We start from the raw sequence: 20,301 nt of genomic DNA, 5'->3' as shown, positions 1-20,301 counted from the left end.
CCCTCCAATCACCCGTCCGAGGGACCGTGAGCGATGGGTAGGCGTGCAATGCTCGGGGAACGGCCCGTTTCTGTCACCATCTACACACTCTGAGTGACCGATCTCGGGTTCACCCCCCGAAAACTTCATGAAGGGAACCGGACATGGGTCCCCATCCTGCGGTCGCGGCGATACGCCTGGCGGTCCGCCGCGTCCTCCACGACATCCTGACCGACCACAGCCGCCACCCCCGCACCGCCGGTGAACGAGCCGGTGAACGCGTCGGCGGCCGCATCGGCGCGCGCTGTGCGCGCCCCCTCGGCGGTATCCCGGAGATCCCGGAGCAGACACCGAACGAGCGGCCCCCCTCCCCGCTCGTCCTCGTCGCGTGCTCCGGCGGCGCCGACTCCATGGCGCTCGCCTCGGCCCTCGCCTTCGAGGCCCCCAAGCTCGGCATCCGCGCGGGCGGCATCACCGTCGACCACGGTCTGCAGGCCGGCTCCGACCTGCGCGCCGACGAAGTCGTCCTGCGCCTTCGCGAACTGGGCCTCGACCCGGTCGAGGCCATCACCGTGACCGTCGGCCGCGACGGCGGTCCCGAAGCCGCCGCCCGGGACGCCCGCTACGCCGCCCTGGACGCCGCCCTCGAACGGCACGGCGGCACCGCGATCCTGCTCGGCCACACCAGGGACGACCAGGCCGAGACCGTCCTGCTCGGCCTCGCCCGCGGCTCCGGCATCCGCTCCCTGTCCGGAATGGCCGCGGTCTCGGGGGCCGGCGGCCGTTACCGCCGCCCGTTCCTCCAGCTGGACCGGCAGACCGCCCGCAAGGCCTGCCTGGTCCAGGCCCTGCCCGTCTGGGACGATCCTCACAACGCGGACCCGGCGTACACCCGCTCCCGGCTCCGCCACGAGGGCCTGCCCGCCCTGGAGAAGGCCCTCGGCAAGGGGGTCGTCGAGGCGCTCGCCCGCACCGCCCAGCTCTCCCGCGACGACGCCGACGCCCTCGACACCTGGGCCAGCCAGGCCGAGGCCTCCGTACGGGACGCGGCGGGCCTGCTGGAGTGCGCCAAGCTCTACGCCCTGCCCCCCGCGGTGCGCCGCCGGATCCTGCGCCGGGCCGCCATCGAGGCGGGCGCGCCGGCCGGCTCCCTGTTCGCCCGGCACATCGAGGAAGTCGACCGCCTGATCACCGGCTGGCGCGGCCAGGGGGCCATCAATCTCCCCGGCAAAGTCGTCGCCCAGCGCCAGGGTGGCAGACTGGTGATTCGGCAAGGCTGAATCCCTACCTCGCGGAGAGCTCCTCGGTGCTCCTGTGAAGGGCCGGGTAGGCCGGTGGGACGACCGACCGAAAGTGATGCGGGTGGACGCGAAAGACATGGGTGCCGACCTCCAGCAGGTGCTCATCACCAAGGAAGAGATCGACGCGAAGCTGGCCGAGCTGGCCGCGAAGATCGACGCGGAGTACGCGGGCAAGGACCTGCTCATCGTCGGCGTCCTCAAGGGCGCCGTGATGGTCATGGCGGACCTCGCCCGGGCGCTGTCCACCCCCGTCACCATGGACTGGATGGCCGTGTCCTCGTACGGCGCGGGCACCCAGTCCTCCGGTGTGGTGCGGATCCTCAAGGACCTCGACACCGACATCAAGGGCAGGCACGTCCTGATCGTCGAGGACATCATCGACTCGGGCCTGACCCTGTCCTGGCTGATCAACAACCTCGGCTCCCGTGAGCCCGAGAGCCTGAAGATCTGCACGCTGCTGCGCAAGCCGGACGCGGCCAAGGTCGCCATCGACGTCGAGTGGGTCGGCTTCGACATCCCCAACGAGTTCGTCGTCGGCTACGGCCTCGACTACGCCGAGAAGTACCGCAATCTCCCGTTCGTCGGTACGCTCGCGCCTCACGTCTACGGCGGCTGAACCTCCGGCTGATACGCCGGAGGTCCACTTACGTAAGACGATCGGGAACCCCAGCGGGTTTCGCGCCGTTGGAGCATGCAGAGGCGGGTTCACCAGCCGTCCGAGCGGCTCAGTGCGGCTTCGGGCCACAATGCTGGGGTACCGTCAGAAGAACTGTCTTATCAAACTCACTATGGCAGGAGGGACGGGGCGACACCGCTCCGTATGGATGGACGTGAAGCGATACTTCCGTGGGCCGGTCATGTGGATCGTGCTGGCCGTCCTTGCCGTGGTCGTGTTGATGCAGGTCGTCGGCTCGTCCGGCGGCTACAAGACGGTGGACACCGGCCAGGTCGTGGCGGCGATCAATGACAACAAGGTGGAATCGGCCAAGCTGACCACCGGTGACGAGCAGACCATCAAGGTCACGCTCAAGAACGGCGAGAAGGTCGACGGCAGCTCGAAGATCCAGGCGAGCTACATCGGCGACCAGGGCGTCACCCTCGCCAACACGCTGCAGACCAAGTACCAGGACAAGCAGATCCCCGACGGGTACACCGTCGCGCCGACCAAGCAGAACGCGTTCGTCAGCGTCCTGCTGTCCCTGCTGCCCTTCGTCCTCATCGTGGTCGTCTTCCTGTTCCTGATGAATCAGATGCAGGGCGGCGGCTCCCGGGTCATGAACTTCGGCAAGTCCAAGGCGAAGCTCATCACCAAGGACACCCCGAAGACGACCTTCGCGGACGTCGCGGGCTGCGACGAGGCCGTCGAGGAACTCCACGAGATCAAGGAGTTCCTCCAGGAGCCGGCCAAGTTCCAGGCGGTCGGCGCCAAGATCCCCAAGGGCGTGCTCCTCTACGGCCGTCCCGGCACCGGCAAGACGCTGCTCGCGCGTGCCGTCGCCGGCGAGGCCGGGGTGCCCTTCTACTCGATCTCCGGTTCCGACTTCGTCGAGATGTTCGTCGGTGTCGGTGCCTCCCGGGTCCGTGACCTCTTCGAGCAGGCCAAGGCGAACGCCCCGGCGATCGTCTTCGTCGACGAGATCGACGCGGTCGGCCGCCACCGCGGCGCCGGCCTCGGCGGCGGTCACGACGAGCGCGAGCAGACGCTGAACCAGCTGCTCGTCGAGATGGACGGCTTCGACGTCAAGGGCGGCGTGATCCTCATCGCCGCGACGAACCGGCCCGACATCCTCGACCCGGCGCTGCTGCGTCCGGGCCGCTTCGACCGCCAGATCGCGGTCGACCCGCCGGACCTCCAGGGCCGCCTGGAGATCCTCAAGGTCCACCAGAAGGGCAAGCCGGTCGCGCCCGACGTCGACCTCGCGGCGGTCGCCCGCCGTACGCCGGGCTTCACCGGCGCGGACCTGTCGAACGTGCTGAACGAGGCGGCGCTGCTCACGGCCCGCAGCGACCGCAAGCTCATCGACAACCTGATGCTCGACGAGGCGATCGACCGTGTGGTCGCGGGCCCGCAGAAGCGGACCCGGATCATGTCGGACAAGGAGAAGAAGATCACCGCGTACCACGAGGGCGGACACGCCCTGGTCGCGGCGGCCTCCCCGAACTCCGACCCGGTCCACAAGATCACGATCCTGTCCCGGGGCCGTGCCCTCGGCTACACGATGGTCCTGCCGGACGAGGACAAGTACTCGACCACGCGCAACGAGATGCTCGACCAGCTCGCCTACATGCTGGGCGGCCGCGCGGCCGAGGAACTGGTCTTCCACGACCCGACCACCGGCGCCGCCAACGACATCGAGAAGGCCACGGCCACCGCTCGCGCGATGGTCACGCAGTACGGCATGACCGAGCGTCTCGGCGCGATCAAGTTCGGCGGCGACAACACCGAGCCCTTCCTCGGCCGTGAGATGTCCCACCAGCGCGACTACTCGGAAGAGGTCGCCGCCCTGGTGGACGAGGAAGTCAAGAAACTGATCGAGAACGCGCATAACGAAGCCTGGGAGATCCTGGTCGAGAACCGCGACGTCCTCGACAACCTGGTGCTCCAGCTTCTGGAGAAGGAGACCCTGAACAAGGAGGAGATCGCCGAGGTCTTCGCGGCGATCCACAAGCGGCCCGCGCGTCCCGCGTGGACCGGCTCCTCCCGCCGTACGCCGTCCACCCGCCCGCCGGTGCTCTCCCCCAGGGAGCTCGCACTGACCAACGGGGCGAACGGCTCGACGCCGGCGATCAGCACGGTGAAGTCCACGGCGGCCGAGCCCGCCACCGCGGTCGAGAAGGCCCCGGAGGACCGTCCCGAGAGCTGAGTCACACCGGCCTCGCCTGGCTCGGAATGGATGCCGCGCCCCCCAGGATCTAGCCTGGGGGGCGCGGCATTTCGGTATGCCCGCAGATGAGGCGCACGGTCCACGTGCGCCGCCCCGAAGGAACGAGGCACCCAGATGACCGACCCCGTGACCCTGGACGGCGAGGGCACCATCGGCGAGTTCGACGAGAAACGCGCCGAGAACGCCGTACGCGAACTTCTCATCGCGGTCGGCGAGGATCCGGACCGTGAGGGCCTCCGGGAGACTCCGGCACGGGTGGCGCGGGCCTATCGCGAGCTTCTGGCGGGGAACCACCAGTCGCCCGAGGAGGTCCTGACGACGACGTTCGACCTGGGACACGACGAGATGGTCCTGGTGAAGGACATCGAGATCGTGAGTCTGTGCGAGCACCACATGTTGCCGTTCCACGGTGTGGCCCATGTCGGCTACATCCCGGCGGAGACCGGCAAGATCACGGGTCTGTCGAAGCTCGCGCGTCTGGTCGAGGTGTTCGCGCGCCGCCTTCAGGTGCAGGAACGACTCACCACGCAGATCGCGGACTCGCTCATGCGGATTCTCGAGGCCCGGGGCGTGATCGTCGTGGTCGAGGCCGAGCACATGTGCATGTCGGTGCGGGGGATCCGGAAGCCGGGTGCCAAGACGACGACGTCAGCGGTCCGTGGCCAGCTCAGGGATGCCACGACCCGCGCCGAGGCGATGAGCCTGATACTGGCGCGCTGACCTCCGCGCCAGGGATGTGCGGCGCGTCACGCGGCGGAGGCCGCGCCGTTGTCGTGCTCGTCGTCCTCCGGGAGCTTGCACACCCGCTCCAGGAAGATGGCCGCCGCTATCACGGCGATGCCCGCGACGACCGAGAAGGCCGCGTAGAGGGCCTGGTCGCGGCGGGTGGGGAGGTCGAGGAGTTCCAGCAGGAAGACGCCGGTGCCGCCGTACATGCCGGCCACCAGGGCCGCGACCAGGGCGCTCGCCTGACCGAAGACCACCGCGCGGGCCGCCATCAGGGGGTCGACGCCCTTGGCGCCGGGGCGGCGCTCGCGCTGGGCCTTGAGGCGGGCGCGCAGCGAGAGTGCCGTGGAGAGCAGGACCACCGCGATCAGCGCCAGGACGATCGGGGCGGCCACCGGCACGCTGGGCAGGGTCGCCACCGCGTTCCACAGACGGGCGCCCGCCCAGGACAGCACTCCGGCCACGACGAAGACACCGGCCAGCACCCTGATCCGCAGCTCTTTCACTGTTTTCCTTCAGCTCCCCCGCAGCGATGTGGTCGTCCTGACCTTAACGACTACTCGGGCAGTCGGAGTTCCAGGTCGCCGCGTGCTTCCACTCCGTGCCGGGTGACGGCGGCCAGCAGCTCCGCCACGGCGCCGCGGCCGGGCAGTGCGGCCTCGGGGTCGACGTCGTACCAGGGCGCCAGGACGAAGGCGCGCTCGTGGGCGCGCGGGTGCGGGAGGGTGAGCTGCGGGTCGTCGGAGACGACGTCGGCGTAGGCGACGATGTCGACGTCGAGGGTGCGCGGGCCCCAGTGCTCGTCCCGCACCCGGTTGAACGCCTCCTCCACCGCGTGCGCCCGCTCCAGCAGGGAGGACGGCGGGAGGGTGGTCTTCAGCACCACGACCGCGTTGTAGTACGTCGGCTGGCTGCCGGGCTCGACGCCCCACGGCTCCGTCTCGTACACCGGCGACACGGCCTTGATGCGGACGCCCGGGGTGTCCTCCAGGGCGTCGATGGCGCCCTGGAGGGTCTCCAGGCGGTTGCCGAGGTTGGAGCCGAGGGCGACCACGGCTCGTCTGGGGTTGGACAGCGTGGTGTCGGCGGCGTCGACCTGCTCGACGACGGAGGCGGGCACCGGCTGTACGGTCGGGTCGCTGGGACCCCGCAGGGAGGAAGCGGTCATACTCGGCTCCGGGTGATGGTGACGGTGACGTCGTCGAAGGGGACGGTGATGGGCGCGTCCGGCTTGTGGACCTGGACCTCGACCTCTCTTACCCCCTCGTGCTTGAGGCAGACCTGTGCGATCCGCTCGGCGAGTGTCTCGATCAGGTTCACCGGCTCTCCCTCGACCACGGCGACGACCTCCTCGGCCACGATGCCGTAGTGCACGGTCTTCGCCAGGTCGTCGTCGGCGGCCGCCGGCCGGGTGTCCAGGCCGAGGACGAGGTCCACGACGAAGGTCTGGCCCTCCTCGCGCTCCTTGGGGAAGACCCCGTGGTGCCCACGGGCCCTCAGCCCGCGCAGCGCGACACGATCCACGCGAATCACTCCTGCAGTCGTCGGTGTGGTGGCCGGGCGGCACCGCGTGCGGGCGTGGACCGGCCACCCACGAATCTACCTGCGGGCACTGACAGCGCAGGGGTTCGGGGCGTGCGGGCCCACCGGGGCACGGCAGGGTTCACCGCGGGTTTCCCCGGGAGAACCCCGCGGCTCACGGGCCGGTGGCCCTACCTACTCGCGAGTTCGTGATTCCAGCCACTTCTTGCTCCGCAAGGCTTCCGGAAGCCTTCCGAGAGCCCTGCGGAAGCCTCCCGCGAGGATCAGGACGGGGTGTCCTCCTCCTCGTCCTCGTCGGCCTCGGACAGCACCGGGGAGGCGTGGTGGGACCAGAGCTTCCAGCCGTCCAGGGTGCGCCGGAACACGTTCGTGGCGACGACGAGCTGCCCGACCAGCGGGCCGAGCTCCTGGCTGCCCTCGGGCGCGGGGCCGCCGCTGAGGATGTTCTCCGTGCAGGTCACCAGGGCGGTGTCGCCGGTGACGGAGACGTGCACGTCGGTGAGGAAGAACTGGATGTAGTCGGTGTTCGCCATGATCAGCGCGTACGACCGCAGGACCTCGCCGCGACCGGTGAGCACCGGCCAGCCGGGGTGCACGCAGGAGATCACGCCGGTGTCGGCGGGGTCGTGGTACTCCTCGTCGACGCCCAGGTCGGCGGGTGTGAGCCAGAGGGTTGAGACCGTCTCGAAGTCGCCGTTCTCCAGTGCCTCGTAGAAGGCGGTGTTGGCCGCCTCGACCTGCTCGACGTCGGTGTGGGGGGCGCTCACCGGGCTCCTTCTGCGCGGTGGGGCGGGTTCCGCACGGCCTGCGCGCCCGGCGCGTCCGTTCCGGTGCGCGCTTCCTCTACGGCGCGCGCGACCTGGACGGCGTCCGCCGTGGCCCGTACCTCGTGCACGCGTACCGCCCACGCGCCGGCGTGCGCCGCGAGCGCCGAGACGGCGGCCGTCGCGGCGTCGCGCTCCCGGGCCGGCGGGGGCGCCCCCTCGGGTCCGGCCAGGACCCGGCCGAGGAACCGCTTGCGGGAGGCGGCGACGAGCAGCGGGTGGCCCAGGGTGTGCAGCCGGTCGAGGTGGGCGAGGAGCGTCAGGTCGTGCTCGGTGTTCTTGGAGAAGCCGAGGCCGGGGTCGACGACGACGCGGTCCGGGGAGATGCCGCCGGCCAGGACGGCGTCCACGCGCGCGTGCAGTTCGTCGAGGACTTCGCGGACGACGTCGTCGTACACGCCCTGGACGTTGCCGCCCTCCAGGAAGCCGCGCCAGTGCATGACGACGAAGGGGGCGCCGGCGTCGGCGACGACGGGGATCATGTCCGGGTCGGCGAGGCCGCCGCTGACGTCGTTGACGAGGGCGGCGCCGGCGGCGAGGGCCTGGGCGGCGACGGAGGCGCGCACGGTGTCGACGGAGACGACGACGCCCTCGGCGGCGAGGCCGCGGACGACCGGGACGACCCGGCGCAGTTCCTCGTCCTCGTCGACGCGGGTGGCGCCCGGTCGGGTGGACTCGCCGCCGACGTCGACCAGGTCGGCGCCCTCGGCGACGAGGACCAGGCCGTGTTTGACGGCGGCGGTCGTGTCGAACCAGCGGCCGCCGTCGGAGAAGGAGTCGGGGGTGACGTTCACGACCCCCATGACGGCGCACCGGTCCCATGCCGGAAGCCCTGTCACCTGGCCACGTCCGCTGTGGTTGCTCATACGTTCAGCGTAGGCCCAGGGCTCTACGGGCAGGCCCGGTGGCCCGAGCGGCGCCCCCGGGCCGGAGGGGGAGGGGCGTCCGCTCGGACCGGTCAGGGGGTCAGGCCGCGCGCACACCCTGTTCGGCGATGCTGTGGGCGCACGGGCGGGACACGGGCGGGCGGCGGCGCAGGAAGCGGGGCAGGGGCAGGGCGAGGCTGACGAAGCCCTCGGCCTGCATGGCCGCGAGGCCGATGCGCGGAAGGTCGCCGGAGGCCCGGTAGACCACGAAGCGCGGCTCCCAGCGGGGCTGGAACTTCGCGTTGAACTTGTACAGCGACTCGATCTGGAACCAGCGGGAGAGGAAGACCAGCAGTCCGCGCCAGGCGCGCAGCACCGGTCCGGCGCCGATCTTCTCGCCGCGGGCGAGGGCGGAGCGGAACATCGCGAAGTTGAGGGAGATCCGGGTGATGCCGAGTTTCGGTGCCGCCTGGAGGGCGGCCACGATGAGCAGTTCGTTCATGCCGGGGTCGGCGGAGCGGTCACGGCGCATGAGGTCGAGGGAGACGCCGTCGGTGCCCCAGGGCACGAAGTGCAGGATCGCCTTGAGGTCGCCGTAGGCGCCGGGCTGGTCGTCGGCCTTGTGGGCGGTGGCGATCAGGCAGTCGCCGTCGGCGGGGTCGCCGATGCGGCCCAGCGCCATGGAGAAGCCGCGTTCGGTGTCGGTGCCGCGCCAGTCCTCCGCGGCCCGGCGGATGCGGTCGAGTTCGGCGTCGCCGACGTCACGGATGCGCCGTACCCGGGTTTCGTAGCCGGCCCGCTCGATGCGCTTGACCATCTGGCGCACGTTGCGCATCGCGCGACCGGCGAGCGAGAAATCCGACACGTCCACCACCGCCTCGTCACCGAGTTCGAGTGCGTCCAGGCCGGTCTCGCGGGTCCACACCTCGCCGCCCGTCTCCGAGCAGCCCATGACGGCGGGGGTCCAGGAGTGTGCCTTGGCCTCGTCCATGAAGCGTTCGATGGCGCCCGGCCAGGCCTCGACGTCACCGATCGGGTCACCGCTGGCGAGCATGACGCCGGAGACGACGCGGTAGGTGACCGCGGCCTTGCCGCTGGGCGAGAAGACGACGGCCTTGTCGCGGCGGAGCGCGAAGTGGCCGAGGGAGTCGCGGGCGCCGTGCTTCTCCAGGAGGGCGCGCAGTTGTGACTCGTCCTCCTCGGTGAGGCGGGCGGCGGGGTGTTCGGGGCGGAAGGCGAGGTAGATGGTGGTGACCGCGGTGATCAGGCCGAGGGCGCCGAGCGAGAAGGCGACCGTCCAGGAGGTGGAGCCCTCGTAGTCGACGGGGCCCTCGAAGCCGAACAGGCCGTACAGGACGTGCGTGATGCGGTCGGCCAGGCTGGGGTCGCCGATGGTGCGCTTGGGGTGGGCGCTGACGACGACCAGCCCCAGGGCCAGCGAACCGGCGCTCATGAGGACGAAGTTGGCGAGCGCGCGCCACCTGCTGCGCGGGTCGGGCAGCGCCTTGAACTCGTCGCGGTGGAGCACGAGCGGCACGAACAGCGCCAGGGAGATCAGCGCGCCGATGACCGAGTGCCGGTACACGAACTGCGACACGGCACCGGCCGGCAGCAGGACGACGGCGGCCCGCCACGCCCGCCGCTTGCGCCGCTTGAGCCCGTGCGCGAGCAGCAGCAACAGGACGCCGACGCTGAGCGCGAGCGCGGCGGCGAACGGGCCGAGTGAGCCGGGCAGTACCTCGGCCATGGCGTGCATACGGCTGTGACGGAAGCGCGGGAACACTCCCGCGGCGATGTCCAGGACGCCGACGACCGCGCACGCCCTGCCGACCAGGGCGGGGACGGCCTCGGGCCGCGGGCCGCGGACTATGCGCCGCGCCCGGCCTGATCGGCTCGGAACCTCGCCCGACATTTCCCCATCTATCCTGACAGACATCGCATCCCGTAGTTCTGCGAGAGACCTTGGATCCGGGCCCGATTGGGGCATCCGGCGACATTGCGCCCTCTAGGACGGTGTCTCGGGGGGAGAGGTTCACTCCCCACCGGAAAGCCGGTTCAAAGGCCAGGGAAAGCCCAGGGCAAGGCTCGCTGAAAGTAGCGACCGCCCACGGAGGAAAGCGCAGGCAGGAAGCACCTCATGGGTCTCACGAGCAATAAGATGCTGGCATTGACGATCTTGTCCGCCGTACTGCTGTTCGTCGGCACGGTGTGGCTCTGGCCCCGGCTGGCCCGCCGGAACCTGCGAGCCGTCGGCGGCCGCGTCGGTCTTTTGCTGGCCACGCAGTTGGCGCTCTTCGCGTGCCTGGGGATAGCCGTCAACCAGGCTTTCGGTTTCTATGCGAGCTGGGGCGACCTGCTCGGAACGGAAACCGACCAGGGCGTCGTCGTCAACCACACGGCGGGTGTCCGGGCCGGCAGCCCGGTCCAGGTGGTGGCCACGTCCGAGGTGCACGGCATGGGCGGCTCGCTGCCCCGGACGGCCGGTCAGGTCCAGGAGGTCGACATCGCCGGCCGGACGACCCGCATCGCCACGCCCGCGTACGTGTACCTGCCGCCGGAGTACTTCCAGCCGCAGTACCGCACGCGCACGTTCCCGGTGGTGGTCGTGCTCAGCGGCTATCCCGGCACCGCGCGGGCGCTGGTCGACAAGCTGCACTACCCGCGCACGGAGCAGCACCTGGTCCGGGCCGGGAAGATGCGGCCGACGATCCTGGTGATGCTGCGCCCCACGGTCGCGCCGCCCCGTGACACCGAGTGCGTGGACGTCCCGCGCGGCCCGCAGACCGAGACCTTCTTCGCCAGGGACCTGCCCGACGCCGTGCGCGCGCACTACCGGGCCGCCAAGCCGGGCGGCTGGGGGATAGTCGGCGACTCGACGGGCGGGTACTGCGCGCTCAAGCTCGCGATGCACCACCCCGGCGTGTACGCGGCCGGTGCCGGGCTCTCCGCGTCGTACAAGGCGCCCCTCGACCCCACGACCGGGGATCTCTTCCAGGGCGACCGGAATCTCCAGAACCGCGCGGACCTCTGGTGGTTCCTGCGCCACGAGCCCGCCCCGGACACCTCCCTGCTGGTCACGAGCAGCAGGGTCGGAGAAACCAACTACAAGGCCACGCTGAAATTCATCGCGGCCGTGGAGGCCACGAAGCTGACCCGGATCTCGTCGATCATCCTCGACAGCGGCGGTCACAACTTCAATACCTGGCGCCGCGAGATCCCCGCGACGCTGGAGTGGATCAGCGGTCGATTGAACGGAGGCTGAGTCCGGGCCCTGCCGATACCGTGTGAAGACCTCGTTGTCGCCGTGTTTTTACGGCCCGGGGCACCACGATTCCCCTACGCGCGGTAAGTTTCTGGCCATGCCACGTGGACGCCACCGTCATTCCCCGCCTTTGCACAGGCTGTTGCCTCCCTCGGCGATCGCCGGTGTCTCCCTCGTCTGCGCTCTGGGCCCCTGGTTGTTCTCCCAACCGACGGTGCTGCGCACGCTGGCCGCGATAGCCGCGGCCACCGCGGCCGTCGGCGCCGCCGTCATGCGGCGCTGGGACAGCGAGGCGGGCAAGCAGGTGGCCGACCTGGCACGCGCGCGTGCGAGCGACGAGTGGCGCCACGAGGAGCGGATCGCCGAGCTGGAGACCGACCTGGAGGAGTCGCGGGAGCTGCGCGCCAAGCTGGAGCAGCGGCTGCGCGCGAAGCGGTCGGAGCTGGCGGGCCTGCGCAACGAGCACGCGTCCCTGCTGCGCCGGTACGCCACGGCCGAGACCGAGCGCGCGAGCGCCCTGGAGGGCCGCCGCCTGCTGGAGATCGAGGCCACCGCGCCGTCCGAGCCGGCCGGGGACGAGGCGGAGGAGACCGCGGCGTCGGCCACGAAGAAGGCCGACTCGAAGGTCGCGGAGAAGGCCGACTCGAAGGCCACGGAGAAGGCCGAGGCGCTGACCGCCGAGGAGGCGACTCCCGCGATCTTCTCGCCGGAGGGTTCCAAGCTGTTCCTGCGGGCCAAGGTGGCACTGGCCCGGTTCGACGAGAAGAACGCCCCGGCGGCCGAGGCCGACACGGACGGCGAGGGCGCGGCGAAGACGGCCGCCGAGCCCGAGGCCCCGAAGGGCGAGACCGCGCCGGAGGACGAGGCGCAGGGGCAGCCCGAGGCGGCCGACGGGCACGCGCGCGCGGCCGCCGCCACGGCCGGGCCGGCGCAGGACACCACCCCGGAACCGGCGCAGGACACCACCGCCCAGCCGGCCGAGCAGGACGCCCACCCCATGACGGCACCGTCCGCCAACTCGGTGAAGCCCTCGGGCCACTTCACGGTGCCGACCGCGGTGGCGGTGCTGCCGGCCGCGCCGATCCCGCGCCCGCTGGTCACCGGCGGCTTCGACTTCTTCGGCACCCAGAAGGGCTCGCCGGCGGGCGGTCTGGACTCCGTGCACAACGAGGACCTCGCGGACGTCGTCGGCCAGGAGGCGCTCGCGCTCCACAAGGCCGAGTCCGAGTCCGACTTCAAGCCCGCCGACGCGCAGTCGCGGGGCGTCGGCCAGGTCATCGACCTGACCGCGCACGACGAGACGGAGCAGATCAACCTCGGGGGACTGCGCAGCGCCGCCTCCTGAACCCGCGGCGATCCAGAGCCTGGTTCGGCCGGTGGTCGGCTGCGGGTGAGCGGGGGCTGGCCGCGCCCACGTGGCGGAGCCGCACATCAAATGCAGCCCCGCGCCCCTGAAGGGGCGCTCACCGCAGCGCCCTGCTTCCAGGGACGCGGGGAACCGCGCGACCAGCCACGACGGCGCCGCACCCGCCCACCGCCCGCCCCGGCCGTCAGGCCATCCAGCGATCGGGTCGCGCCGCCCGCCGCCCGGTCCGTGACCGCTCGGCCTGCTCCCGCAGCAGCGAAGCGGCCTCCTCGGCGCCCCGCAGGCGCGCCGTCACGGTCTTGTCGGCCCCCGTGTCCACATGGACGTCCGCGAGCCGCCACAGCCGCCCCCAGGGCCCCTGCGTCAGCCGTACGCTCTGGACCTTGGCGTGCGGGACGAGCGCGAGACGGCGGCGCAGCAGCCCGTGCCGCGCCGCGAACACCGCGTCCGTGACCGCGAGCCCGTACCCGCGCCACCACAGCGGCAGGCACCACCGGGCCCGCCCCGGCGGCCGCAGCAGCTCGCCGGGCACGGTCGCACCGGGCAGCACGCGTGCGACGACCGACTCGGCGACCGCCCGCGGGGCGACCGGCACCAGCACGGAGTTCGCCGAGCCGGCCACGTCCAGCTCCACCCGCACCCAGCGCATCGGCCGCCACAGCAGCGGCTCCACGATCCGTACGGTCTGCACCCGCCCCGGCGGCACCGTCTCGTGCGTGCGGTCGAGGAGTCCGTGGTCGATGCGCAGCCCGTCCGGGGACTCCCCGACCGTCCAGTCGTACTCCCCGACGAACCGCCCCACACTCGTCGTGGCCGCCGCTCCGAGCAGCGGCACGGCGGTGGCGAGGACCGTCCACACGCTGTGGGTGGTCAGCCAGAGGAACGGCGGGGCGACGAGGGCGGCGGCCAGCGAACCCCAGGTGGCGCCGGTCAGCAGGATCGAGATCGCCAGCTTGTTCGGGGGCACGCGCATCAGCTCCCGCGCCGGTGCCTCGCCGACCTCGCGTGCCGTCTCGGGCGCGAACCCGGCGGCGCGCGCGAGCAGCTCCGCGCGCAGGGCACGCGCCTCGCCCTGGCCCAGGAAGGCGAGTTCGTCCTTCTTGTCGGTGCCGACGACGTCTATGCGCAGCTTGGCGACGCCCGCCACGCGCGCGAGCAGCGGCTGGGTGACGTCGACCGCCTGGATCCGCTCCAGCCGGATGTGCGCGGTGCGCCGGAAGAACAGGCCGGTGCGTATGCGCAGTTCGCTGTCGGTCACCGAGAAGTAGGTGAACCACCAGGTGAGGAAGCCGTAGAGGGCCCCCGCCGTGACCAGCACGGCGAGCCCGCCCAGGACCATGGTCGTGGTCAGCCTGGTGAGCTGCTCCTGTGCCTGGTTCGGGTCGTGCACCGCCCAGCCGGTGAGCACCGCGACCGGCGCCCACGCCCGCCGGAACGGCGTCACCGGATGCAGCCGTCGCTCACCCACGGCCTTGCCCGCGCGTACGGCGCCCTCGACGCCCGGCGCGGTCACAGCCCCGCCGATCGGGCCTCGCCGAGCTCGGTGAGCCGGTCGCGCAGCCGTTCCGCCTCGGCCGGGTCGAGCCCGGGGATCGTCGCGTCGGTGGCCGCGGCCGCGGTGTGCAGCTGCACGCTGGCCAGCCCGAAGTACCGCTCGACCGGCCCCGACGTCACCTCCACCAGCTGCATCCGCCCGTACGGCACCACGGTCTCCTCGCGCCACAGCACCCCGCGGGTGATCAGCAGGTCGTCGGCGCGCTCGGCGTACCGCCAGGAGCGCCAGTTGCGGCCCACCAGCACCCAGCCCCAGGCCAGCAGGGCCAGCGGCAGCAGTGCGAAGGCCGCCCACACCGGGCCCGCGAACAGGCCCAGCAGCACCCCCACCGCCAGGGCGAGCAGCCCCAGCCACACCACCAGCAGCAGCCGCCGCATCCGCAGCAGTCCCGGCGGCAGCCCCGTCCACAGCGGCTCGGTCCCCGTCGTCTCGGCGCCGGCCGCGCTCCCCGTCTCCATGGGGCCAGCGTACGTAGGGGAGACTGGGTCCATGACGCCTACGACGGAGACGACGGTCGGGATCGGCGGCGCCGCGGAGAGCACCGACATGGTGCTCAACATCGGCCCCCAGCACCCCGCCACGCACGGCGTGCTGCGGCTGCGGCTCGTGCTGGACGGCGAGCGGATCGTCTCCGCGGAGCCGGTGATCGGCTATATGCACCGGGGCGCGGAGAAGCTCTTCGAGGCCCGCGACTACCGGCAGATCATCATGCTCGCCAACCGCCACGACTGGCTGTCGGCCTTCTCCAACGAGCTGGGCGTGGTCCTCGCCGTGGAGCGCATGCTCGGCATGGAGGTGCCGGTCCGCGCGGTGTGGACGCGCACCCTGCTCGCCGAGCTGAACCGGGTCCTCAACCACCTGATGTTCCTCGGCTCCTACCCGCTGGAGCTCGGCGGGATCACCCCGGTCTTCTACGCGTTCACCGAGCGCGAGGTCCTCCAGAACGTCATGGAGGAGGTCTCCGGCGGGCGCATGCACTACATGTTCAACCGCGTCGGCGGCCTCAAGGAGGACCTGCCGGCCGGCTGGACCGCACGCGCGCGTGCGGCGGTGTCCGCCGTGCGCTCCCGGATGGACGTCTTCGACGACCTGGTCCTCGGCAACGAGATCTTCCGCGGCCGCACCCGGGGCGTGGGCGTCCTCGCGCCGGAGGCCGTGCACGCGTACGGCGTGAGCGGGCCCATCGCGCGCGCCTCGGGTGTCGACTTCGACCTGCGCCGCGACGAGCCCTACCTCGCCTACGGCGAGCTCCAGGACGTCCTCGGGGTCGTCACCCGGACCGAGGGCGACTGCCTGGCCCGCTTCGAGTGCCTCCTGGCGCAGACCCACAACGCCCTGGACCTGGCCGACGCCTGCCTGGACCGGCTCACCGCCCTGCCGCCGGGACCGATCAACCAGCGGCTCCCCAAGGTCCTCAAGGCACCCGAGGGCCACACCTACGCCTGGACCGAGAACCCGCTCGGGATCAACGGCTACTACCTGGTCAGCAAGGGCGAGAAGACCCCGTACCGGCTGAAGCTGCGCTCGGCGTCGTACAACAACATCCAGGCCCTGACCGAACTGCTGCCGGGGACGCTGGTGGCGGACATGGTGGCGATCCTCGGGTCGATGTTCTTCGTGGTGGGGGACATCGACAAGTAGGGCGCGGCAGGCCGAGCAGGCCGAGCAGGGCGGGGCGCGCGGGTCAGAGCAGCGCGTCCTTGATGCCCACCGGCTGGAGCAGCCAGCCGAAGTCCCCGAGGCCGCCGGGGGCGATGAGTTCGGCGGCCTCTCCGGCGATCGCGAGGCCGCGTACGTAGGCGGCGGGGTGCGTGGAGGCGAGCGTGAGCGGGGGGCGTGCGCCGACCAGGCCCAGGGCGCGCAAGGCGTCGCGCTGTGTGCACAGGAGAGCCTCGGGGAGTCTGAGCGCCGGGTCGAGCGCCGCGCACGCGTCCAGGGCGACGTGCGCGGTGATGTCGCACGACCCGTCCGGCACGGGCGTCGTCGCGCGCCCCTCACGGAAGCCGGTGAGCGTCCCGAACGGGGGGCGGGTGGCCACGGTGTGCGCGTAGTCCACGGCCACCGCCAGGCCCCGCTGGAGGCTGGTGACGGCGGACGCCCACGCCCGGTCCCGGGGCAGTCCGATCTCCGCGCGCAGCCCCGGCTCGGTGCCCAGCGGCCACCACCGCGCGAGCCACTCGGCCTCCGCGCCCCACACCCGCTCCCCGAGCAGCTCGATGCCATCCCGCCGGACGTGCACCAGGCGGTGCGCGCCGGCCGCGTCCACCTCGGCGACGTCGACCGGGACGTTGTCGAGCCACTCGTTGGCGAAGAGCAGGCCGGTGACCGTGCGCGGGATCTCGGCCAGCCAGGTGACCCGGTCGGGCAGGCCCGGCGGGCGGTCGGCGAGCTCGACGGCGTACGCACGCGTGCGTGCCGCCACGTCGGCGGGCAGGGCCGTGAGCACCCCGGTGACCAGTTCGCCGCGGCCGGCGCCCATGTCGACGAAGTCCAGCGTCTCGGGGCGGTCCAGGGCTTCGTCGACTCTGCACAGCAGTTCGGCCACGGCCTCGGCGAACAGCCGCGAGGCGTGCACCGACGTACGGAAGTGCCCGGCCGGGCCCTCCGGGCGCCGGTAGAAGCCGCCAGGGCCGTACAGGGCCGCCTCGGTGGCCGCGCCCCAGCCACGGGCGTCGTCGGCCGTCTCTCGCGTCGCCTCATCCGTCACCTGGCCAGACTAGGCGCACAGGTGATCACCTTCTCCACCTTGGGGAGTACGCGTGCGGAACAGGGATCGGCCCTCCGGTTGACCCCTGCACCTATCACGCTTCCCTACTCTGGGTTACGTGCAGCGCCTCTATGACTTCCTCCGCAGGCACCCGACATGGGTCGACAGCTTCTGGGCCGTCGTCCTGCTCGGGATCTCAGGCGCGAGCACCTTCAAGCTCGGCGCGGCCCAGGCAGAGCACGGAACCAGGGCCGCCATGCTGGCCGTGTCCGTCGTGATGAGCGTCGTCGTCGCACTGCGCCGCCGCTTCCCGGAGCCGATGCTGCTGCTGGCCGCGGCCACCGGCCTGGCCCAGCTGGTGCTGGACGTGGAGACGACCGTCGCCAACTTCGCCATGCTGGTGATCGTGTTCACGAACGCCGCCGTCGGCGCCCGCTGGGCGTCCCGGTTCGGCCTCTACGCCGGGCTGTGCGCGGCGCCGCTGGCGGAGATCCGGTGGCCGCAGCAGCAGTCGAGTTTCCCGGGGCACATCGCGATCGTGCTGTTCCAGACGGTGCCGTTCGTGCTCGCCTGGGTGCTCGGTGACTCCATGCGCACCCGCCGCGCCTACTTCGCGCAACTGGAGGAGCGCGCCGCCCGGCTGGAGAAGGAACGGGAGGCGCAGGCCAAGGTCGCGGTCGCCGCGGAGCGCGCCCGGATCGCGCGCGAGCTGCACGACGTCGTCGCGCACAACGTGTCCGTGATGGTGGTCCAGGCCGACGGCGCCGCCTACGTCCTCGACGCCGCCCCCGACCAGGCGAAGAAGGCCCTGGAGACGATCTCCTCCACCGGCCGCCAGGCCCTCGCCGAGATGCGCCGCCTGCTGGGCGTGCTGCGCACCGGCGAGCACAAGGAGGTCGGCGAGTACGTTCCGCAGCCCGACGTCGAGCAGATCGACGACCTCGTCGAGCAGTGCCGCAGCTCCGGCCTGCCCGTCGACTTCAAGGTCGAGGGCACCCCGCGCCCGCTGCCCAGCGGCGTCGAGCTCACGGCCTACCGGATCGTGCAGGAGGCGCTCACCAACACCCGCAAGCACGGCGGCCCCAACACGGGCGCCAGCGTGCGGCTGGTCTACTTCGACGACGGACTCGGCCTGCTGGTGGAGGACGACGGCAAGGGCGCCCCGCACGAGATGTACGAGGAGGGCGGCGCCGACGGCCAGGGGCACGGCCTGATCGGCATGCGCGAACGGGTCGGCATGGTGGGCGGCACGCTCGACGCCGGCCCCCGTCCTGGCGGAGGATTCCGCATCAGCGCCCTGCTCCCGCTCAAACCAGCGCACTGACGCAGACGCACGCCCCCGATTGACACCTGTCACGCCCGGAAAAAACCGGAGCAGACGGACGAACGGAAACGGAAGAGGACCCGATGACGATCCGCGTGATGCTCGTCGACGACCAGGTGCTGCTGCGCACCGGGTTCCGGATGGTGCTCGCGGCCCAGCCGGACATGGAGGTCGTCGCGGAGGCGGGCGACGGTGTCGAGGCCCTCCAGGTGCTGCGGACCACCGCCGTGGACGTCGTCCTGATGGACGTGCGCATGCCCAAGCTGGACGGCGTGGAGGCCACCCGGCGCATCTGCGCGGAGCCCGACGCGCCCAAGGTGCTCATCCTGACCACCTTCGACCTCGACGAGTACGCCTTCTCGGGGCTCAAGGCGGGCGCCTCCGGCTTCATGCTCAAGGACGTGCCGCCGGGCGAGCTGCTGGCCGCCATCCGCTCCGTGCACAGCGGCGACGCCGTCGTCGCGCCCTCCACCACCCGGCGCCTCCTCGACCGCTTCGCGCCGATGCTGCCCTCCGCCGGCAAGGACCCCCGCCACCAGGAACTGGACCGGCTCACCGACCGTGAGCGCGAGGTCATGGTGCTGGTCGCGCAGGGCCTGTCGAACGGCGAGATCGCCGGCCGGCTGGTGCTGTCCGAGGCGACGGTGAAGACCCACGTGGGCCGCATCCTGACCAAGCTCGGGCTCCGCGACCGGGTGCAGGTGGTCGTGCTGGCCTACGAGACCGGGCTGGTGCGGGCGGGCGGCGGACACGGCTGACGGCGCGGCGCACGCGTGCCCGCGGCTAGCGGAGCATGCCTTCCAGGAAGTCGCTGCCGAGCCGGGCGACGACCGTGACGTCCAGCTGGTGCAGCACGTACCGCCCGCGGCGGCGGGTCGTGACCAGGCCCGCCCTCTTGAGCACGCCCAGGTGCCGGGACACCTCCGGCGCCGACAGGCCGTGCAGTTGCGCCAGCTCGCTGGTGGTGTGCGCGCTGCGCGCCAGATGCCGGCACAGCCGCATCCGGACGGGATGGGACAGCGCCGCCATCCGCAGCGTCAGCTCCTCCACGGACGCGGGCGAGGCGAGCTCCGGCGATCCGACCGGGTAGTGCAGCACCGGCTGCCAGCCGTAGCGGTGCAGCACCATCAGATGCGGCCGGCCCAGGCTCGTGGGCACCAGCAGCAGGCCGTCGGCCGCCACGCGCGCGTGGCCGTCGGTGAGCTTGTCCACGGTGATCCGCGTGCCCGTCTCGTCGAGTGTCACGGCGGGGGAGACCGCCGCCAGCGCCTCGGCCAGCCCCTTGCGGCGCAGCAGCTCCGTCTTGTGCCGGGCGTCGGCCGCCAGCTGGTGGCGCAGCCGTGACCAGGTCTCGTCGAAGAACGCCCCGGCGCAGTCCGCCAGGAACCGGCGCAGCCAGGCGCGCACGCTCGGCGGATCGTCGAGCAGCCGCCGGGCGAACCGGACCTGCTGCGGACCCCGCGAGGCGGCCACCGCCAGCGCCCTGCGGCGCCCGGCGGGATCCGACAGCAGACCCGGCACCCGGGTGTCGTACGCGATCACGCCCGTGAACTCCAGGGCCGTGTCCACGAACTGCTCGTCCGTCAGCTTGTCCAGCTGGTCGAGCTCGCCGGCCAGCGTGCCGGCCGGGAGGGCGTCCGGGACGGCCGCGTACGGCAGGAACAGGTCCGAGAAGGTCGTCCGCCACAGGAAGTCCGCCTCGGACATCCGGTCGGCCAGGTGCGGCTCCATACGGGCGGTCACACCGGTCGCCCAGCCCTGGAGGCCGGGGTGGTGCCCCGGCTCGGACAGCGCGTGCAGCGCCATGCCGAGCTCGGCCAGCGGCGAGGGTACGACGGTGACGCTCTCGGGGCGCAGCCCCTGGATGTCGATACGTACGCTCATATGTCCATCGTGCACTTTGCCGTGGTGTGGGTGGGTCGGGCGCCTGGTGGGGTGCCGCGTCCGGTCGGGTGGCGGGTGCG

At 71.9% G+C, this 20,301-nt stretch carries 19 protein-coding genes; 9 read left to right on the top strand and 10 right to left on the bottom strand.

Going from position 1 to position 20,301, the window contains the following annotated elements; translation table 11 throughout:
* Positions 1–143: 143 nt before the first annotated feature.
* The 4 genes from tilS (at position 144) to folE (ending at position 4,885) form a co-directional block, all read left to right on the top strand.
* On the top strand, positions 144–1,259 hold the full coding sequence (tilS, locus tag IEZ11_RS14585) for a tRNA lysidine(34) synthetase TilS (RefSeq protein ID WP_189263160.1): 1,116 nt from the start codon (positions 144–146) through the stop codon (positions 1,257–1,259).
* 76 nt (positions 1,260–1,335) lie between these two features.
* Positions 1,336–1,896 carry a hypoxanthine phosphoribosyltransferase gene (gene hpt, locus IEZ11_RS14580; RefSeq protein WP_067240779.1) on the top strand — a complete coding sequence of 187 codons (561 nt, stop codon included), beginning with the start codon at positions 1,336–1,338 and terminating at the stop codon, positions 1,894–1,896.
* A 208-nt stretch (positions 1,897–2,104) separates the two neighbouring features.
* On the top strand, positions 2,105–4,144 hold the full coding sequence (ftsH, locus tag IEZ11_RS14575; protein ID WP_189263159.1) for an ATP-dependent zinc metalloprotease FtsH: 2,040 nt from the start codon (positions 2,105–2,107) through the stop codon (positions 4,142–4,144).
* 135 nt (positions 4,145–4,279) lie between these two features.
* Positions 4,280–4,885, top strand: a complete 606-nt coding sequence (gene folE, locus IEZ11_RS14570) for a GTP cyclohydrolase I FolE (RefSeq protein ID WP_189263158.1) — start codon at positions 4,280–4,282, stop codon at positions 4,883–4,885.
* Positions 4,886–4,911: 26 nt separating this feature from the next.
* Here folE and IEZ11_RS14565 read toward each other — a convergent pair whose 3' ends face one another.
* The 6 genes from IEZ11_RS14565 to IEZ11_RS14540 all read right to left on the bottom strand — a co-directional run bounded on the left by IEZ11_RS14565 (position 4,912) and on the right by IEZ11_RS14540 (position 10,035).
* On the bottom strand, positions 4,912–5,397 hold the full coding sequence (locus IEZ11_RS14565; RefSeq protein ID WP_189263157.1) for a DUF3180 domain-containing protein: 486 nt from the start codon (positions 5,395–5,397) through the stop codon (positions 4,912–4,914).
* A 50-nt stretch (positions 5,398–5,447) separates the two neighbouring features.
* Entirely contained in the window at positions 5,448–6,059 is a 612-nt protein-coding gene (folK, locus tag IEZ11_RS14560; protein WP_189263156.1) for a 2-amino-4-hydroxy-6-hydroxymethyldihydropteridine diphosphokinase, read from the bottom strand.
* Positions 6,056–6,415, bottom strand: coding sequence for a dihydroneopterin aldolase (gene folB, locus IEZ11_RS14555; protein WP_189263155.1), 360 nt, complete (start codon positions 6,413–6,415; stop codon positions 6,056–6,058). The genes folK and folB overlap by 4 nt, the downstream gene beginning before the upstream one ends.
* 281 nt (positions 6,416–6,696) lie before the next feature.
* Complete coding sequence (locus IEZ11_RS14550) at positions 6,697–7,200, bottom strand: nuclear transport factor 2 family protein (RefSeq protein ID WP_189263154.1); 504 nt, start codon at positions 7,198–7,200, stop codon at positions 6,697–6,699.
* A complete protein-coding gene (gene folP, locus IEZ11_RS14545; RefSeq protein ID WP_189263153.1) occupies positions 7,197–8,123 on the bottom strand; it encodes a dihydropteroate synthase in 927 nt (308 codons plus the stop codon). Before folP ends, IEZ11_RS14550 begins: the two co-directional genes overlap by 4 nt.
* A gap of 100 nt (positions 8,124–8,223) precedes the next feature.
* Complete coding sequence (locus IEZ11_RS14540) at positions 8,224–10,035, bottom strand: phosphatidylglycerol lysyltransferase domain-containing protein (RefSeq protein WP_189263152.1); 1,812 nt, start codon at positions 10,033–10,035, stop codon at positions 8,224–8,226.
* 225 nt (positions 10,036–10,260) lie between these two features.
* On the opposite strand from IEZ11_RS14540, the gene IEZ11_RS14535 reads away from it, so the two are divergent.
* On the top strand, positions 10,261–11,385 hold the full coding sequence (locus tag IEZ11_RS14535; RefSeq protein WP_189263151.1) for an alpha/beta hydrolase: 1,125 nt from the start codon (positions 10,261–10,263) through the stop codon (positions 11,383–11,385).
* A gap of 97 nt (positions 11,386–11,482) precedes the next feature.
* Positions 11,483–12,730, top strand: coding sequence for a prolipoprotein diacylglyceryl transferase (locus IEZ11_RS14530; protein ID WP_189263150.1), 1,248 nt, complete (start codon positions 11,483–11,485; stop codon positions 12,728–12,730).
* Between the two features lie 205 nt (positions 12,731–12,935).
* Here IEZ11_RS14530 and IEZ11_RS14525 read toward each other — a convergent pair whose 3' ends face one another.
* On the bottom strand, positions 12,936–14,264 hold the full coding sequence (locus IEZ11_RS14525; protein ID WP_189263149.1) for a PH domain-containing protein: 1,329 nt from the start codon (positions 14,262–14,264) through the stop codon (positions 12,936–12,938).
* Entirely contained in the window at positions 14,261–14,764 is a 504-nt protein-coding gene (locus IEZ11_RS14520; protein WP_189263148.1) for a PH domain-containing protein, read from the bottom strand. The genes IEZ11_RS14525 and IEZ11_RS14520 overlap by 4 nt, the downstream gene beginning before the upstream one ends.
* Positions 14,765–14,795: 31 nt before the next feature.
* On the opposite strand from IEZ11_RS14520, the gene IEZ11_RS14515 reads away from it, so the two are divergent.
* Complete coding sequence (locus tag IEZ11_RS14515; protein WP_189263147.1) at positions 14,796–15,947, top strand: NADH-quinone oxidoreductase subunit D; 1,152 nt, start codon at positions 14,796–14,798, stop codon at positions 15,945–15,947.
* A 43-nt stretch (positions 15,948–15,990) separates the two neighbouring features.
* Here IEZ11_RS14515 and IEZ11_RS14510 read toward each other — a convergent pair whose 3' ends face one another.
* Positions 15,991–17,013, bottom strand: a complete 1,023-nt coding sequence (locus IEZ11_RS14510; RefSeq protein ID WP_189263146.1) for an SAM-dependent methyltransferase — start codon at positions 17,011–17,013, stop codon at positions 15,991–15,993.
* Positions 17,014–17,131: 118 nt separating this feature from the next.
* Between IEZ11_RS14510 and IEZ11_RS14505 the strand changes: the two genes are divergently transcribed.
* Both IEZ11_RS14505 and IEZ11_RS14500 read left to right on the top strand, forming a co-directional pair.
* On the top strand, positions 17,132–18,337 hold the full coding sequence (locus tag IEZ11_RS14505) for a sensor histidine kinase (RefSeq protein WP_189263145.1): 1,206 nt from the start codon (positions 17,132–17,134) through the stop codon (positions 18,335–18,337).
* Positions 18,338–18,420: 83 nt separating this feature from the next.
* Complete coding sequence (locus IEZ11_RS14500; RefSeq protein WP_189263144.1) at positions 18,421–19,095, top strand: response regulator transcription factor; 675 nt, start codon at positions 18,421–18,423, stop codon at positions 19,093–19,095.
* Between the two features lie 25 nt (positions 19,096–19,120).
* Here the strand turns inward: IEZ11_RS14500 and IEZ11_RS14495 are convergent, their stop codons facing one another.
* Positions 19,121–20,221: a DUF5937 family protein gene (locus IEZ11_RS14495; protein WP_189263143.1), complete on the bottom strand. Its 1,101-nt coding sequence runs from the start codon at positions 20,219–20,221 to the stop codon at positions 19,121–19,123.
* Positions 20,222–20,301 lie beyond the last annotated feature (80 nt).

The sequence above is a fragment of the Streptomyces fuscichromogenes genome (assembly GCF_014645815.1).
Classification (GTDB): Bacteria; Actinomycetota; Actinomycetes; order Streptomycetales; family Streptomycetaceae; genus Streptomyces; species Streptomyces fuscichromogenes.
This window is presented reverse-complemented; position numbering and strand designations above follow the sequence as displayed.

Coding starts and splice junctions, on each gene's coding strand:
- tilS (WP_189263160.1), top strand. CDS start 144: ATGGGTCCCCATCCTGCGGTCGCGGCGATACGCCTGGCGGTCCGCCGC.
- hpt (WP_067240779.1), top strand. CDS start 1,336: ATGCGGGTGGACGCGAAAGACATGGGTGCCGACCTCCAGCAGGTGCTC.
- ftsH (WP_189263159.1), top strand. CDS start 2,105: ATGGACGTGAAGCGATACTTCCGTGGGCCGGTCATGTGGATCGTGCTG.
- folE (WP_189263158.1), top strand. CDS start 4,280: ATGACCGACCCCGTGACCCTGGACGGCGAGGGCACCATCGGCGAGTTC.
- folK (WP_189263156.1), bottom strand. CDS start 6,059: ATGACCGCTTCCTCCCTGCGGGGTCCCAGCGACCCGACCGTACAGCCG.
- folP (WP_189263153.1), bottom strand. CDS start 8,123: ATGAGCAACCACAGCGGACGTGGCCAGGTGACAGGGCTTCCGGCATGG.
- IEZ11_RS14540 (WP_189263152.1), bottom strand. CDS start 10,035: ATGTCGGGCGAGGTTCCGAGCCGATCAGGCCGGGCGCGGCGCATAGTC.
- IEZ11_RS14535 (WP_189263151.1), top strand. CDS start 10,261: ATGGGTCTCACGAGCAATAAGATGCTGGCATTGACGATCTTGTCCGCC.
- IEZ11_RS14530 (WP_189263150.1), top strand. CDS start 11,483: ATGCCACGTGGACGCCACCGTCATTCCCCGCCTTTGCACAGGCTGTTG.
- IEZ11_RS14520 (WP_189263148.1), bottom strand. CDS start 14,764: ATGGAGACGGGGAGCGCGGCCGGCGCCGAGACGACGGGGACCGAGCCG.
- IEZ11_RS14515 (WP_189263147.1), top strand. CDS start 14,796: ATGACGCCTACGACGGAGACGACGGTCGGGATCGGCGGCGCCGCGGAG.
- IEZ11_RS14500 (WP_189263144.1), top strand. CDS start 18,421: ATGACGATCCGCGTGATGCTCGTCGACGACCAGGTGCTGCTGCGCACC.
- IEZ11_RS14495 (WP_189263143.1), bottom strand. CDS start 20,221: ATGAGCGTACGTATCGACATCCAGGGGCTGCGCCCCGAGAGCGTCACC.